Below are 13,811 nucleotides of genomic sequence, written 5' to 3'. Positions count from 1 at the left end.
TCAATCGAGCCTGATATCGATCTCCGTCTTGATCGAGTTTGCGATGAAGCAGAGTTCATGCGCCTGATGGTGCATGTTTTCTTCTTCCTCGCGGCTCGGCATCGCGGACGTGTACCGCACCTGCGGCCGCAGTTCGATGCGACTGACCATCGTGCGCCCTTCGACCGTCTCCATTTTCCCTATCGCATCGTCGATATAGCTATCGACACCGATGCGCTTCTTCGACGCCAGCCAAAGATAGAACAGCATATGGCAGCTTGAGACCGCCGCCACGAACGCCTCTTCGGGATCGACATTCTCGGCAACGGAGAAGGGCAAAGGCACATTGTGAGGAGATGCCGACGCGGGAATGGTCAACCCGCCGTCGAAGGACCAGCTATGGCCGCGGCTGTAACGCCCGTCGACGAAGCTGTCGTCGCCACGTTGCCACGCGACCTTGGCCGAAAATGATGTCATGTCTGGCTCTCCTTCATTACGAGCGGCGCTGTGGTCAGCCGCAGGTGTCGGTCCAACGCATCGCTCGCAGCGGCAACGTCTCCACGCGCGCAGGCCTCGATAATCGCGTTATGGTCGTCATAAAGGGTCGGACGTTCCGCTGAGCCTTTGGGCTGACGGGAATAGGCGCGACGCGATTCGCGCCTGAGATCGTCGATCATGCCAAGAAGGCGAGCGTTTCCAGCGCGGCCGTAAAGCGCTCGATGAAAAGCCAGGTCCAGCTCTTCCAGGATAGCAGGCTCGTCCTCTTCGAGCAGATCCTCGTTCAGCCGCCGAGCCTTACGGAGATCACTTTCCGTCATCGACGCAATCGCATTTCGCAAAGCCGCGCACTCCAGCAGCGAGCGAACCTCGACAAGGTCGCGCGCCTGGTCGGCGTCCAACCCCGCAACGGCAAGGCTCCGATCCGGCCGTCGATCGAGCAGGCCCGATTCCAGAAGCCTGTCCAGCGCCTGTCGCACCGGTTGCCGGCTGACCTTGAAGCGTTCGGCCAAGGCCTCCTGCTTCAGCACCGCACCCGGTGGCAGCGAGCCGTCCTCTATTTCACGTCTTAACGTCGACAGAACATCATTTGTATCCATGGATCCAAACTATCGACATCTACGAAACTTTGCAACGACGTTGCAGGACTTTCGTCATACTCATTGCTGAAACTGTGCTTAGAAGTACCGAAGTGGACGTCGGGGGACATCGCGGCGCCGCCCATTAATCTCACCCGCCGCTTGCGTCGGGGGCGTGCATGGCCCATATCCATAGTCAATAATCGGGGGAAAAAGACGACGTGAGCCTTCAGAATCAAAATGCCCAGCGCGAGTCTCGGTGGATCGGCCCTTCAAGCCCGGCACGCACACCCTTGATACCTTCGATCTCGGCTGCCCGTTGGCTCCTGATCCTGATTGTCGCCGCAGGCGTCTATTTCTTCTACGGCTTTCTCGTCCCCGTGTTGGCTGCGCTTGTCATCGGCTTTGCAAGCTGGCCGCTTTACCGGCGGTTGCTTGGCAATGTCGGTGGCAACACGACCGTCGCGGCCACGATCGCAATCATCCTTATCGTCACCTTTCTCGTCATTCCGATCGTGATCGCTGTCAGCTACACGACGGGCGAGGTTCGCGAATGGGTCGCGTGGCTGATCCACGCCAATCGGTTCGGCGCCCCGACGCCACAGTGGATATCCGCCCTGCCCCTGGCCGGGCCGTATCTCGATGAACTTTGGACGAAGTACATCGGCAGCCCCGGCACGATGGGAGAGTTCATTCAGGCTGTCAGCGGCGCCAACATCGGCAACATCTACCGCGCGGTTCTGGCGGCCGGCGGCGGCGCGTTCCATCTCCTGCTGACGCTGCTTTTCATGCTGATCGCCCTATTCTTCGTCTACCGCGACGGTTCGTCCTTCTCGCGGCAGATCGACATGCTGGGCGAACGTATCCTGCCCAACCGGTGGGAACGGATTTCCAGGGTCGTGCCGGCGACGATCAGCTCGACCGTGATGGGTATGACGCTGATTGCCATCGGCGAAGGCATCGTGCTCGGCGTCGCCTACTGGATCGCCGGCGTCCCCTCGCCCGTGACGCTCGGTGTGCTGACCGGTGTGATGGCCCTGATCCCAGGCGGCGCTCCGTTGTCGTTCACGCTCGTATCAATCTATCTGGTGGCGAGCGGATCGCATGTCGCCGGCATCGGACTTTTCGTCTGGGGTACGGTAGAACTCTTCATCGTCGACAAGACGCTGCGCCCGAAGCTCGTCGGCGGCCCGATCAAATTGCCGTTCCTGCCGACCTTCTTCGGCCTCGTGGGCGGGGTCAAAACGATGGGCTTCCTAGGTCTTTTCATCGGCCCAGTTCTGATGGCGCTGCTCGTCGCAATCTGGCGCGAATGGATGCACGAGGTGCGTACATCCGACCAGAGCCAGGCTGGGCCGCAGATCATCATCGATGAGCAGCCCCCGGCAACACCGCAACGCGCAGCGGAAGGCTGATCAGGCCAGCCGCTTCTCCATGAAGATGCTGAGCGGATCCGGAAGATAACTGCCAAACGGCTCGATCTCGACATAACCGTATTTGCGGTACAGTCCGATCGCTTCCGGCTGGTAGATGCCGGTTTCCAGCTGGATTGCGTCCAGCTGTCTGTCGGCCGCGATCGCCTCAAGCGCATTCATCAGGCTGCTTGCAACCTTCAATCCACGCGCTTGCGGATCGACGAACATCCGCTTGATCTCGGCCGTGCCGTCGCCGGCTTCCACCAATGCGCAGCAACCGACGATCGCGCCTGCATTGCGGGCAACCAGGAAGTTGACCGTTGGCTTTTCAAGCGTCGCGAGGTCGACGAGATGATTGCTCTCCGGCGGGTATAGCAACTGCGCATAGGCATCCGACATCTCCAACAGACGGATCACAGCGTCCTGTCTCGGCGGTTCGACGGCAATGGTTACAGTCACGGCGATTCCTGCTCTTGCTTTGCTCGATGGCCCGTATCACCGCATGACAAAACGTTAATGCGAACAGCCATCTTTTGGTTGAAATTCCTGCCTCTAAGGCTTCATTGGTTTCATTATTGCAAAGGGGCGAACATGCAAGCTGTTCTAATCGCGATGACTATTCTCGGCTGCAACGACGCCATTACTCAGTGCAATTATGTTGCGACGGTGGAGAAGCATTGGGAAACGGTCGCGCTTTGCGATGCCGAATCAGAACGACAACTGAAGCACTACACCAATATCAGCTACCCAACCGTGATTGCCGTCTGCGAGCCTCCGAAGCCGGAAGCCGCTCCTCCGCAGCAGGCCGCAGCACCGGTGGTCCCTGCCCCTAGCAACACTCCCTCGGAGCCGGAAAAGGGCTTCACCGCTTTTGCCAGCGATATCGCGGAAAGAGTCAGATCTCACCTGCCATCAGGTCGCTCGATGAAGTCTGCCGTTACCGCACCGGTGCACTTCGTGTCGGACAGCTATTCCTGGGTCGTGAAGAAGATCGGCGACTAGGCTGCAGCCAGGCAGGTCAACTGCGCGTAGCCACGCGCGGTCTGTCGTTGTTCGGCGAGGTGCAGTCGCTCGACCATATCAAGCAGTTCCTGCACGGCACCATGCGATGTGCGGCGGTCGCGGAAGAGATCGAGCAGATGGCCGCATACGTTCGAAAGGATCGTTTCTGACGGTCGGCGCGATGCTTCACGCCAAAGGAAGGTCGCCTCGACGAAGATCGTGCTGATCTCCCGCGTCAGGCCGGCGGACTCATACAGAGCGCGAACCGCGTGCATGCGGCCGGTCGCGAGAATGGAGCGGACACGCCGCTCGTCGCAACCTGTCAGATCCACGATCGCGCAGGCAAATACCTCGACCTTGCCGGAGCAGAGAACATGCATGAGAAACGACGGCGTCATGCGCCCGCTTTTCCGCAGATGCTCCACGAGATCCGGAATATCCCTGGACGGAATGTCTCCGGCAATCGAGACGACAGCCGCCTCGGCAGCTTCACGCACGACGGACTGCAGGCGCTGCTCGCCGACAACAGCCTGGGCGAAAGGCAGCGAAACCAGAGCCACGCTCACATGCTGCGCCAGCAATTGCCGCGCATCTGCGGGCAGATCCGTGCGCTCCAGCAGCAGATCGCGGACTTCAGGCCGATCACCCTGTCGCTCGGCGATCCGCTTCAGTGAATAGGGTGCTATTGCCGCGCCTTCGTTTTCCAGCAGGCACAGCAGGTCTTCCTCTTCCCCGATTTCAGCCAATGCCGCCGATACAGGTCGAGAAACAGATGCACGCGCGGCAATCATCATGCGGGTTGCAACGCTGCCGCGGGCTGCCAGATCAACGAGGTCTCCGTCGGAAAGCAGCGGCGAACACGTAATTGCATGGCAGGCCACTTCGGGTTGGTCTCCGGCCAGTGACAGCACCAACGTTCGGGGTGCGTCAGCAGACCATGCAACGGCCTCGGCCAGAGCAAGGCGGACTTTCGGGGATGGATCGTCAAGCAGGAAGGTCATCGCCATCTCAGCGGCTGCCCGCTCTTCCCCAGACATTGCGGACTGAAGATAGGCTCGACCGAGAGCGTTGGCCGCTCGAGCGCGATCTCCGGCCTTGGCGGTTTCAACCCAACGAAGAAAAGCCTCTACGATCACCGCGAACCCCAATTCTCAAGCGCGATTCCCTCACGCTCCAATCGTGACGATCAAGGTAGCGGCAAAAAGTTTATGATTGGTTCACCATATCTTTTAACGGTTAGAGCTGTGGCCGGAACATCTCGAAGACGTCACTGCCTTCGCTGTAGTCCATGTAGCCCATGCGGGCGACAGGCCGCGCAATGGCCATGGACAGGCGGCCATCGACGATGATTGCTTCATCGATGTGAATGCCGACCACCTCACCGAACACCATGACGTTCTCCGAGGCCTCACCGCTGAGTGACTTCGGCTCGATGATCTCGGTCACCTTGCATTCGAGGACAGCGAATGCCTCCGCGACATAGGGCGCATCGACGATCCGCCCCTTCTTTGCCGTCAAGCCCGACAGCTCGAACTCGTCGACGCCGTAAGGAACCGCTACCGAGGAGATGTTCATCTTCTCGATCAGATGGCGGCTGACGAAATTGCAGGTGAATTCGCCGGTCTCCGCCGCATTCCGCTGACTATGCTTGCGGCCGCTCGACGAGAACATCACAAGCTTCGGTCGATCCGACACGGCGTTGAAGAACGAATAGGGAGCAAGGTTGATCGAGCCGTCCTTGCCCCTGCTGCCGATCCAGCCGATCGGACGCGGCGACACGATCGCCTTGAAGGGATCGTGCGCCAGCCCGTGGTCATTCGTCTGGGTGCTATAGAACATCAAGCCTCTCCGCCGACCCAGGTCACGGTCTCGGCGGTTTCCGGGCGCGGACGTTCGACAGCGGGGAACGTCGTGGAGCCGATATGAATGAAGCCCGCGACCTTCTCGCCCGGCTGCACGCCGAGCACGGGATAGGCTCTTTCATCATAGGCGAACCACTCTGTCAGCCAGTTGGCCACCCAGCCGTGCGCATTGGCTGCGAAGATCATGTTCAGGCATACGGCGCCAGCCGACATCAGCTGCTCCCATTCCGGGATCTTGATGTGCGGGCCGGCTTTGCTTACGACAGCGACAACGACGGGAGCACGGGTCAGACGCGTACGCTCGACCTGCACCATTTCTTCGGACAGTTCAGGCTTGGCCTGCAGTGCGAGGTTCAGCAGTTCCTCGCTGATCCGCGCGCGCTCTTCGCCCCGATAGACGATGAAGCGCCAGGGAGCCAACTTGCCATGATCAGGAACGCGCGATGCAAGACGCAGGATTTCCTCGATCTCCGCCTTCTCCGGTCCCGGCTCGCACATCTGGAAAGCAGGAATGGAACGGCGAACACCGAGATAGTCGATCAGCTTAATGTCGGATTTCATACGGAAAAAACTCTCATTTTCACGGCAGAGCGAGATGGGTCTTGAATTTGCCATCGGGTTGGTTTTGAAGTGGCCTCTGTGCTTCAAGATGTCAATCGGTTCACCAAACACATGCTCGGCATTTTGCGCTATGCGCGTCTGAGCCTTGCTGCCGGCCTACTGGTTCTATCGCCCCTGGCGACCCAGGCGCAGGAGGCATTCAAGGATTTCAAACAGCTCGACACAACGGCGAAGATGCCGAAGCTGAATGCGTTCATCGCCCCAGGTACGGCGCCTGAGGGCTCCAAGCTTCATGCCGTCTCGCTGGAAGCGAAGCTGACAGCGAATGGCGAGGCGGTTCAGGACGGATTGTCCTGGTATGTCTTCAGCCCCAATGCAGGCGCCGACGGCAAGTTGCCGCTTATCGCCAGTTCTCAAGGTGGCTCGGCCGACTTCCAACTCGCGCCTGGCGATTATTTCGTCAACGTATCCTTCGGACGCGCCGGCGTGACGCGAAAGCTGACCATTCCCGAAGAAGGTGAAGTCGACAAGCAGACGATGGTGCTCGAAGCCGGCGGCCTCGTGCTCAACGCCGTTTCCGGCTCCGACATGCGCATTCGCCCGGACCAGTTGAGCTTCTCGATTTATTCCGCGGATGTGCGCGAGGACGGCGAACGCGGTCTGGTCATGGCCGATGTGCCGCCAAACACCGTCGTGCGGCTGAACGCCGGCACCTACCACGTTGTTTCCGAATATGGCGACATCAACGCGTCGGTTCGCGCGGATATCCAGGTGGAAGCGGGCAAGCTGACGGAAGCGACGATCCAGCACAAGGCGGCACAAATCACGTTCAAGCTGGTGTCCGACGCAGGCGGGGAAGCGATCGCGGATACGGCGTGGTCGATCCTGACCGCCGCCGGCGACAGCGTCGGAGAAAGCGTGAGCGCGTTTCCGACGATGGTGCTTGCCGAGGGCGAGTATTCGGCCGTCGCACGCAATAAGGACAAGATCTACCAGCGCGATTTCAAGGTCGAAGCGGGTAAGAATACCGACGTGGAGGTCCTCATGAAGGATGTCCAGCCGGAGCAGCCCGGCGCTGCGGCAGAGACGGTGCAGCAGCTCCCACCGGAGCAGGCCGAACAGCCGACACAGAATCAGGCCGCGCCGCTCCCGTCCTACGATCAGCTTCAGAATGGCGGAACGACCGGGCAAGATTCCGACTAACGTACCGACCCTCTCCCATCGATGTGCAACGAAAAACACCCGGTCTCGCGAGAGACCGGGTGTTTCATTTCAATCACCCACCGAAGGCTCAGGCTAGAGCTTTGGCCTTCTTGGCTTCCGCCTTGCGCTTCACGTCCGGCGGCGTTGCTTCTAGGGAAAGGGCAGCAATCGCATCGTCCAGAGACAGCGAGGTCTGCTCCTGGCTGCCGAGACGACGGATGTTGACCGTGCGCTCTTCGGCTTCCTTCTTGCCGCAAACGATAATCACGGGAACCTTCGTGACGGAATGTTCACGGACCTTGTAGTTGATCTTCTCGTTGCGGAAATCGGTCTCGACCACGAGACCCGCATCGCGAAGCGCTTCCGCAACTTCCTGACCATAGCCGTCCGCCTCCGAAGTGATCGTCGCAACGACCACCTGCAACGGCGAGATCCAGAGCGGCAGATGACCGGCAAAGTTCTCGATGAGAATGCCGAGGAAGCGTTCCATCGAACCGCAGATCGCGCGGTGGATCATCACGGGCTGGGTCTTTTCCGAGTTGCTGTCGATGTAGAAAGCGCCAAATCGCTCGGGCAGATTGAAATCGACCTGCGTCGTTCCGCACTGCCATTCGCGACCGATGGCGTCCTTCAGGGTGTACTCGAACTTCGGGCCGTAGAAAGCGCCCTCGCCTGGCAGGATGCCGGTCTTGATGCGACCACCCGACTGCGCCTCAATCGTCTTCAAGACATCCATCATGACGGATTCGGCGCGATCCCAGAGCGCATCGGTACCGACCCGCTTGTCAGGACGGGTCGAGAGCTTCACGACGATCTCCTTGAAGCCGAAGTCTTCGTAGACCGACAGGATGAGATCGTTGATCTTCAGGCACTCTGCAGCCATCTGCTCGTCCGTGCAGAAGATGTGCGCGTCGTCCTGGGTGAACCCGCGCACACGCATCAGACCATGCAGAGCGCCCGACGGTTCATAGCGATGCACATTCCCGAATTCCGCCAGCCTGATTGGCAGTTCGCGGTAAGATTTCAGACCGTGCTTGAAGATCTGAACGTGACCGGGGCAGTTCATCGGCTTGAGCGCGAAGATGCGGTTGTCGGCTTCCTTGTCCTCCGGATGCGTCAGCGCATGCGCCGACTTCACCGCGAACATGTTCTCCTGGTACCAACCCCAGTGGCCCGAGGTTTCCCAAAGAGCCGTATCGAGAACCTGAGGCGCATTCACCTCCTGGTAGTCAGCGTCAAGGCGACGGCGCATGTAGGACACCAGCGTCTGGAAGATCCGCCAGCCCTTACCGTGCCAGAACACCACGCCCGGACCTTCTTCCTGGAAATGGAACAGGTCCATCTCGCGACCAAGCTTGCGATGGTCGCGCTTCTCGGCCTCAGCGAGGACGTGCAGGTAGTTGTCCAGCTCGGCCTGTTCAGCCCAGGCCGTTCCGTAGATACGCGTCAGCATCGGGTTGTTGGAATCGCCACGCCAATAGGCGCCCGCAACCTTCATCAGCTTGAAGGCGGTGCCAATCTGGCCGGTAGACGCCATGTGCGGGCCGCGGCAAAGATCGAACCAGTCGCCCTGATTGTAGATCTTAAGGTCCTGGCCCTCAGGAATCGCGTCAACGAGCTCGACCTTGTAGCTTTCGCCCTTGGCGGCAAAGACTTCCTTTGCCTTCTCGCGAGACCAGATCTGCTTCGTGAAGGGTGCGTTGCGCGCGATGATTTCCTTCATCTTCTTTTCGATCTTCGGCAGATCGTCGGGCGTGAAGGGCTCGTTCTTGGCAAAGTCGTAGTAGAAGCCGTTTTCGATCACCGGGCCGATCGTCACCTGGGTGCCGGGCCACAGTTCCTGAACGGCTTCGGCCATGACGTGCGCGGCGTCGTGGCGAATGAGCTCGAGCGCGCGGGGATCCGAGCGCGTCAGGATCTCGATCTTACCATTGGCAATCGGGTCCGACAGATCGCGAACCGTGCCGTCGATCGCGATCGCGACAGCCTTCTTGGCAAGGGATTTCGAGATGGATTCGGCAACGTCCTTGCCGGTCGCGCCAGCATCGTAGCTGCGCACACTGCCATCTGGGAAAGTCAGGGAAACGGATTGGGACATATCGATATTCTCCTTGTCCAGTCCCGCCAACGAATGCGGGTGGTTTCAAATGAAGCGGTTCGTCCGCACGAATACGCTGCCGCCTGATAGTAAAAATTGTGCCCTAGTAAAGGAAAAGCCCGCCTAGGCGAGCATTTCGGCAAGCCCACGAACCGTGTTCCAGTTCCGCAACGTGCCGACGCCCATGCGCTTTGTGGTCAGTGCCGACAAGAGCTTCCATTCGCTCGGCTTGCCGGCAAAATCGATCCAGAGATCGCCAGCCGTCAGCGCCAGGCGTTGCTTTTCGTCGGCATGTTTTCTAAGATCGGCAAGCACCATGTTTTGCAGCGGCTTGCGCATTATGCGGACGATCACCTGACTTCCCTCGCCGTCAGGAAACGGGTTTGATCGGGCGAGAGCCAGCCAGTTCGAGCCCTTCCGGACGATGATGTCCACGTGTTTCCCGAACCGTGCCTTGAAGGCGGCTTCAAGGCGCTGCTCGATATCACCGATCGGTGCATCGTCAGCCTCAAACACGATATTTCCGGTCGAGACCAACGTTCGAGGGCTGCGGAAGCCGATGGATACGGCCATGTCGCGCAGATCCGACATCACCACGCGCCGACCCGGTGACAATACGATGCTGTGAAGCAGCGCGACGTAGGCGGTCATGCCGTCCGGAACTCCGATGCACCATCCGGCGTGCTCACGGTATCGCCCGCGAAGATCGTCCGATCCGCATAGAGCCACATCGCCTAGGCCGCCTTCCGCCCTAAGGTCCAGTACCGCCAGGGCATCCACCAATGATACCGATCTTCGAGCCGTTCGGGGACAGGATCGAGACCGCTTGTTCCACCTGGGCCGCAGCGTGCAACGCGAAATAGCGTCATCCAGCCACCGGCCCACAGACCATGGCGGGCGATCGACTCGTAGCCGTACTCAGAGCAGGTCGGAATGTGCCGGCAGCTATTCCCGATAAATCCCGACAGCGTGGTTTGATAGATAAGGATCAAACCCATTCCCAACAGCCGGTCGGGCGTGCGGGAAAAATGGCCGGCAAAGTTGCGTGATCGCCGCTTCGGACGAGCGGCAGCGGCGCCACCTTCATCCTCGTCATGATCACCACCGGCTGAACAAAACTGACACATGGCGTTGCCTGGACCTACGCGGAGACCGTCTGCGCCCGCTTTGCTTCCACCTGGCCGATTGCATCGACGACGGCGTCGAATGTCAGCATGGTTGAAGCGTGACGCGCTTTGTAGTCTTTTACCGGGCGAAGGAACCGCATGTCCTCGAAACGCCCTTCGGGCCCATCGCCGTCGGCCTTCAACATCGCGAGCATGTCTTCGCGTGCCCGGCGGATTTCCTGCGCCGTTGCGCCGACCACATGCTGCGCCATGACGGAAGACGATGCCTGACCGAGCGCGCAAGCCTTGACGTCATGGGCAAAAGCAATGACGGTTTCGCCGTCCATCTTGAGCCAGATCGTTACCTTCGAGCCGCACAGTTTTGAATGCGCGTGGGCGCTTGCGTCGGCGTCCGAAAGTGTCCCGATCAGGGGAATATTGCCCGCAAATTCAAGAATCTTGCTGTTGTAGATGTCTTCCATCTTGGATTTTGCTCCAAAACAAACGCCGACCGCCGTTCCTACCGTCATCGTAGCACAAACAAAAAACACACCGTTCGCGCTGAAAGACTTACATAGGGGCGTCGTTTTCCTATATGTATGTCGTTCGAGGGCCATAAAAATGCAATGGCCTCGGGTAAGTTTGATTGGGAAACCGTGCCGGAAGGGCGGAATTACGCCCCGAAAGCCCCGGAGCCTGCCAAAGGTGCATGAATTCCCTTGTGGGATTGCCAGTGGCTAGTCCGAAAGACGGTCCGCCAAGGCGGACCAGGAGACAGTTGCATATGGACGCCATCGTCAAGAATTTTCCGCAGACCACGCCTGAATCCAATCGCCCTACACAAAAAGAAGCCGAAGACGCCGTCAGGACGTTGCTTCGCTGGGCCGGCGACGATCCTGCCCGCGAAGGTCTGCTCGATACGCCGGCGCGTGTGGCAAAGGCCTATCGCGAGCTTTTTGCCGGCTACGAAATGGATGCAGAGGATGTGCTTGGCCGCACATTCGAGGAAGTGGCGGGCTATGACGACATGGTCTTGGTGAAGGACATTCCGTTCTTCTCCCATTGCGAGCATCATATGGTGCCGATCATCGGCAAGGCCCACGTGGCTTACATGCCGGAAGGACGCGTGCTCGGGCTCTCGAAGATCGCGCGCGTCGTGGAGATCTATGGACGTCGCCTGCAGACGCAGGAGACGATGACGGCTCAGATCGCCAAGGCGATCGACGAAACGCTGCGGCCGCGGGGCGTGGCAGTCATGATCGAAGCCGAACACATGTGCATGGCCATGCGCGGCGTTCAGAAGCAGGGATCGACCACGCTGACGACCACATTTACCGGAAGCTTCAAGACCGAGCCTGCCGATCAGGCGCGTTTCATGTCCATGGTGCGAGGCCGCTAAACCGCCTTCGCTAGAGAGAGCCGCAAAATGCCCTTCGCCTTCAATGCACCGTCCGACGACAAATCCGAACTCGAGGATGCTGGCGATTTCACGCCGCGGTTTGATGACCGCGGCCTGATTACGGCGATCGTGACCGACGCCCATGACGGCGAGCTACTGATGGTGGCTCACATGAACGCTCAAGCGCTCGCGCTGACGATCCAGACCCGCAAAGCGCACTATTTCAGCCGCTCGCGCGGCAAATTGTGGATCAAGGGCGAAACCTCCGGCAACACCCAGATGGTGAAGGAAATCCGCACGGACTGCGATCAGGACGCCATCTGGCTCAAGGTCGAAGTGGCAGGCCACGATGCGACCTGTCACACCGGCAGACGTTCCTGCTTCTACAGGACGGTCGATCTTGTCGAAGGGCGCCCCATGCTCGATATCGTCGACGACGAGCGCCAGTTCGATCCCAACGAAATTTACGGAAAGCAGCCATAAAACAGCTTCACCGTCTCTTTTTGAGACGGAGAATGCGGCCATATACCAATTGGAAAGGGAAACGGGACACTAATAATCCGATACGGGTGTTCCGGCCATGAGGGAGGCGAAGAATGTTGGGCTGGAGTTCGAACCGTCAGAGCGCTGAGGCCGGCGGCTCCGACATGGGTACTCCTGTAGACAGCAAGGTTACGCCTCCTGTCCTCCCTGCGCCCAAGAAGTCCAAGCTGGCGCTTGCCCTTGGTGGAGGTGCAGCGCGCGGCTGGGCGCACATCGGCGTTCTGCGCGCACTGGACGAAGCCGGTATCGAGATCGGCATGATTGCCGGCACATCGATCGGCGCCCTCGTCGGCGGCTGCTATCTTGCCGGAAAACTCGATGAACTCGAATCATTCGCCCGATCACTCACCATGCGGCGCATCGCAAGCCTCCTCGACCTGACGATCGGCGGCAGCGGCCTCTTCGGCGGCATGCGGCTGACGAAGCGCATGCAAGAGCATCTGGAAGGATTGAGCGTAGAGGATCTCGACCGTCCGTTCGTGGCGGTCGCCGCCGAGGTCAACACCGGGCACGAGGTATGGATCGCGAATGGTTCGCTGATCACGGCGTTGCGCGCCTCCTATGCTCTTCCGGGAATTTTCGAGCCGATCCGCAGCAATCATAGAACGCTTGTCGATGGGGCCTTGGTCAATCCGGTTCCGGTTTCTGTCTGCCGCGCCTACGAGCAGCCGCTGGTCGTCGCCGTAAACCTCAACTACGATCTCTACGGGCGCTCAGCCGTCGTGCGACACAGCGCAGGACTGTCTCCACTCGAAGTGCAGAAGCAGGAGCACGCACCCTACGCGAAGCTCGGCATGACAGGCGTGATGGTGCAGGCTTTCAACATCATACAGGACCGGATCGCCCGCGCTCGTCTCGCCGGAGATCCGCCCGACATCTCGCTGCAGCCGCGCATGAGCGACATCGGCCTTTCGGAATTCCACCGCGCCGGCGAGGCGATCGAGCGCGGCTACGAGGAGGCGAAAGTTCGCCTCCCGGAACTCAAGAGAATGCAAGAGATGTATGCCGGCTCGATCTGACGCGCCAGCAAGACTTCATCCGGCGATGTAAGCCTTGATTTCTTCAGCTTCGCGTTCGACCTCGGCAATTCGCGTCTTCACGACGTCACCGATCGAGATGATGCCCGCCAGCTTGCCGTTTGCCTCAACCGGCACGTGACGGAACCGACGGCTCGTCATCAGCTCCATCAGTTCGTTCACCGTCGTGCCGTCGTTGCAGCGATAGACCTTCGAGGTCATCAGTGTCGCCACGGACTGCTCGAGACATCCCGCGCCGAGCTTGGCGATCGCATGGACGACGTCTCGTTCGGTGAATATGCCGGAGATCTTGTTTTCCATCCCGACGATAACGATCGCGCCGATCTTCTTCTTGCTGAGAATCACGGCAGCTTCGGAAACGGTCGTTTGCGGGCCGGCAGTCACCACGTCCCTGCCCTTGGCCTCCAGTATGGCTCTGACTGTATTGGACATTTTTAACCTCCTATGTCGAAAGCGAAATACTTCTACTGATCACAGGTGCCCGCGGCGGTCTCTCCTCCCATCGCGGTCAGGTCAAATGGTGCACTCCT

17 protein-coding genes are annotated in these 13,811 nt (G+C 59.6%); 6 read left to right on the top strand and 11 right to left on the bottom strand.

Features of this window, described 5'->3' with window-relative positions; genetic code table 11:
• Both FZ934_RS06470 and FZ934_RS06465 read right to left on the bottom strand, forming a co-directional pair.
• Complete coding sequence (locus tag FZ934_RS06470) at nt 1–456, bottom strand: OsmC family protein (RefSeq protein WP_153270392.1); 456 nt, start codon at nt 454–456, stop codon at nt 1–3.
• Nucleotides 453–1,076 carry a GntR family transcriptional regulator gene (locus FZ934_RS06465; RefSeq protein ID WP_153270391.1) on the bottom strand — a complete coding sequence of 208 codons (624 nt, stop codon included), beginning with the start codon at nt 1,074–1,076 and terminating at the stop codon, nt 453–455. Before FZ934_RS06465 ends, FZ934_RS06470 begins: the two co-directional genes overlap by 4 nt.
• A gap of 200 nt (nt 1,077–1,276) precedes the next feature.
• On the opposite strand from FZ934_RS06465, the gene FZ934_RS06460 reads away from it, so the two are divergent.
• Nucleotides 1,277–2,470 carry an AI-2E family transporter gene (locus tag FZ934_RS06460; protein WP_113362987.1) on the top strand — a complete coding sequence of 398 codons (1,194 nt, stop codon included), beginning with the start codon at nt 1,277–1,279 and terminating at the stop codon, nt 2,468–2,470.
• Here the strand turns inward: FZ934_RS06460 and FZ934_RS06455 are convergent, their stop codons facing one another.
• The gene (locus FZ934_RS06455; RefSeq protein ID WP_153270390.1) at nt 2,471–2,929 is read right to left on the bottom strand and encodes a GNAT family N-acetyltransferase; all 459 of its coding nucleotides are present in this window, start codon (nt 2,927–2,929) and stop codon (nt 2,471–2,473) included. It lies immediately after the preceding gene.
• Between the two features lie 132 nt (nt 2,930–3,061).
• On the opposite strand from FZ934_RS06455, the gene FZ934_RS06450 reads away from it, so the two are divergent.
• The gene (locus tag FZ934_RS06450; protein WP_153270389.1) at nt 3,062–3,472 is read left to right on the top strand and encodes a hypothetical protein; all 411 of its coding nucleotides are present in this window, start codon (nt 3,062–3,064) and stop codon (nt 3,470–3,472) included.
• Here the strand turns inward: FZ934_RS06450 and FZ934_RS06445 are convergent.
• The 3 genes from FZ934_RS06445 to FZ934_RS06435 all read right to left on the bottom strand — a co-directional run bounded on the left by FZ934_RS06445 (nt 3,469) and on the right by FZ934_RS06435 (nt 5,895).
• A complete protein-coding gene (locus FZ934_RS06445) occupies nt 3,469–4,608 on the bottom strand; it encodes a DUF2336 domain-containing protein (protein ID WP_153270388.1) in 1,140 nt (379 codons plus the stop codon). The genes FZ934_RS06450 and FZ934_RS06445 overlap by 4 nt on opposite strands.
• A 100-nt stretch (nt 4,609–4,708) precedes the next feature.
• Nucleotides 4,709–5,311, bottom strand: coding sequence for a flavin reductase family protein (locus tag FZ934_RS06440; RefSeq protein WP_153270387.1), 603 nt, complete (start codon nt 5,309–5,311; stop codon nt 4,709–4,711).
• Nucleotides 5,311–5,895: a nitroreductase family protein gene (locus FZ934_RS06435; protein WP_153270386.1), complete on the bottom strand. Its 585-nt coding sequence runs from the start codon at nt 5,893–5,895 to the stop codon at nt 5,311–5,313. The genes FZ934_RS06440 and FZ934_RS06435 overlap by 1 nt, the downstream gene beginning before the upstream one ends.
• 111 nt (nt 5,896–6,006) lie before the next feature.
• On the opposite strand from FZ934_RS06435, the gene FZ934_RS06430 reads away from it, so the two are divergent.
• On the top strand, nt 6,007–7,098 hold the full coding sequence (locus FZ934_RS06430; protein ID WP_153270385.1) for a hypothetical protein: 1,092 nt from the start codon (nt 6,007–6,009) through the stop codon (nt 7,096–7,098).
• Between the two features lie 88 nt (nt 7,099–7,186).
• On the opposite strand, the gene thrS is transcribed toward FZ934_RS06430, so the two are convergent.
• The 4 genes from thrS to FZ934_RS06410 all read right to left on the bottom strand — a co-directional run bounded on the left by thrS (nt 7,187) and on the right by FZ934_RS06410 (nt 10,784).
• Nucleotides 7,187–9,196: a threonine--tRNA ligase gene (thrS, locus tag FZ934_RS06425; RefSeq protein ID WP_153270384.1), complete on the bottom strand. Its 2,010-nt coding sequence runs from the start codon at nt 9,194–9,196 to the stop codon at nt 7,187–7,189.
• Nucleotides 9,197–9,319: 123 nt separating this feature from the next.
• Nucleotides 9,320–9,847: a DUF1697 domain-containing protein gene (locus tag FZ934_RS06420; RefSeq protein ID WP_153270383.1), complete on the bottom strand. Its 528-nt coding sequence runs from the start codon at nt 9,845–9,847 to the stop codon at nt 9,320–9,322.
• Nucleotides 9,848–9,930: 83 nt separating this feature from the next.
• Entirely contained in the window at nt 9,931–10,323 is a 393-nt protein-coding gene (gene yidD, locus FZ934_RS06415) for a membrane protein insertion efficiency factor YidD (protein ID WP_153270382.1), read from the bottom strand.
• A 14-nt stretch (nt 10,324–10,337) separates the two neighbouring features.
• Complete coding sequence (locus FZ934_RS06410; RefSeq protein WP_153270381.1) at nt 10,338–10,784, bottom strand: iron-sulfur cluster assembly scaffold protein; 447 nt, start codon at nt 10,782–10,784, stop codon at nt 10,338–10,340.
• Between the two features lie 302 nt (nt 10,785–11,086).
• Here FZ934_RS06410 and folE point away from each other — a divergent pair, with 302 nt between their 5' ends.
• From folE to FZ934_RS06395, 3 genes are all read left to right on the top strand, one after another.
• Entirely contained in the window at nt 11,087–11,701 is a 615-nt protein-coding gene (gene folE, locus FZ934_RS06405) for a GTP cyclohydrolase I FolE (protein WP_153270380.1), read from the top strand.
• 27 nt (nt 11,702–11,728) lie between these two features.
• Nucleotides 11,729–12,184, top strand: coding sequence for a phosphoribosyl-AMP cyclohydrolase (gene hisI, locus FZ934_RS06400; protein ID WP_153270379.1), 456 nt, complete (start codon nt 11,729–11,731; stop codon nt 12,182–12,184).
• A 113-nt stretch (nt 12,185–12,297) separates the two neighbouring features.
• On the top strand, nt 12,298–13,263 hold the full coding sequence (locus tag FZ934_RS06395; RefSeq protein ID WP_153270378.1) for a patatin-like phospholipase family protein: 966 nt from the start codon (nt 12,298–12,300) through the stop codon (nt 13,261–13,263).
• 15 nt (nt 13,264–13,278) lie between these two features.
• Here FZ934_RS06395 and FZ934_RS06390 read toward each other — a convergent pair whose 3' ends face one another.
• Nucleotides 13,279–13,713: a CBS domain-containing protein gene (locus tag FZ934_RS06390; protein WP_153270377.1), complete on the bottom strand. Its 435-nt coding sequence runs from the start codon at nt 13,711–13,713 to the stop codon at nt 13,279–13,281.
• Nucleotides 13,714–13,811 lie beyond the last annotated feature (98 nt).

It is taken from the genome of Rhizobium grahamii (assembly GCF_009498215.1).
GTDB classification, from domain to species: Bacteria; Pseudomonadota; Alphaproteobacteria; order Rhizobiales; family Rhizobiaceae; genus Rhizobium; species Rhizobium grahamii_A.
Note: the sequence above shows the minus strand (reverse complement) of the source record. Positions and strands in the feature narration are given on the sequence as shown.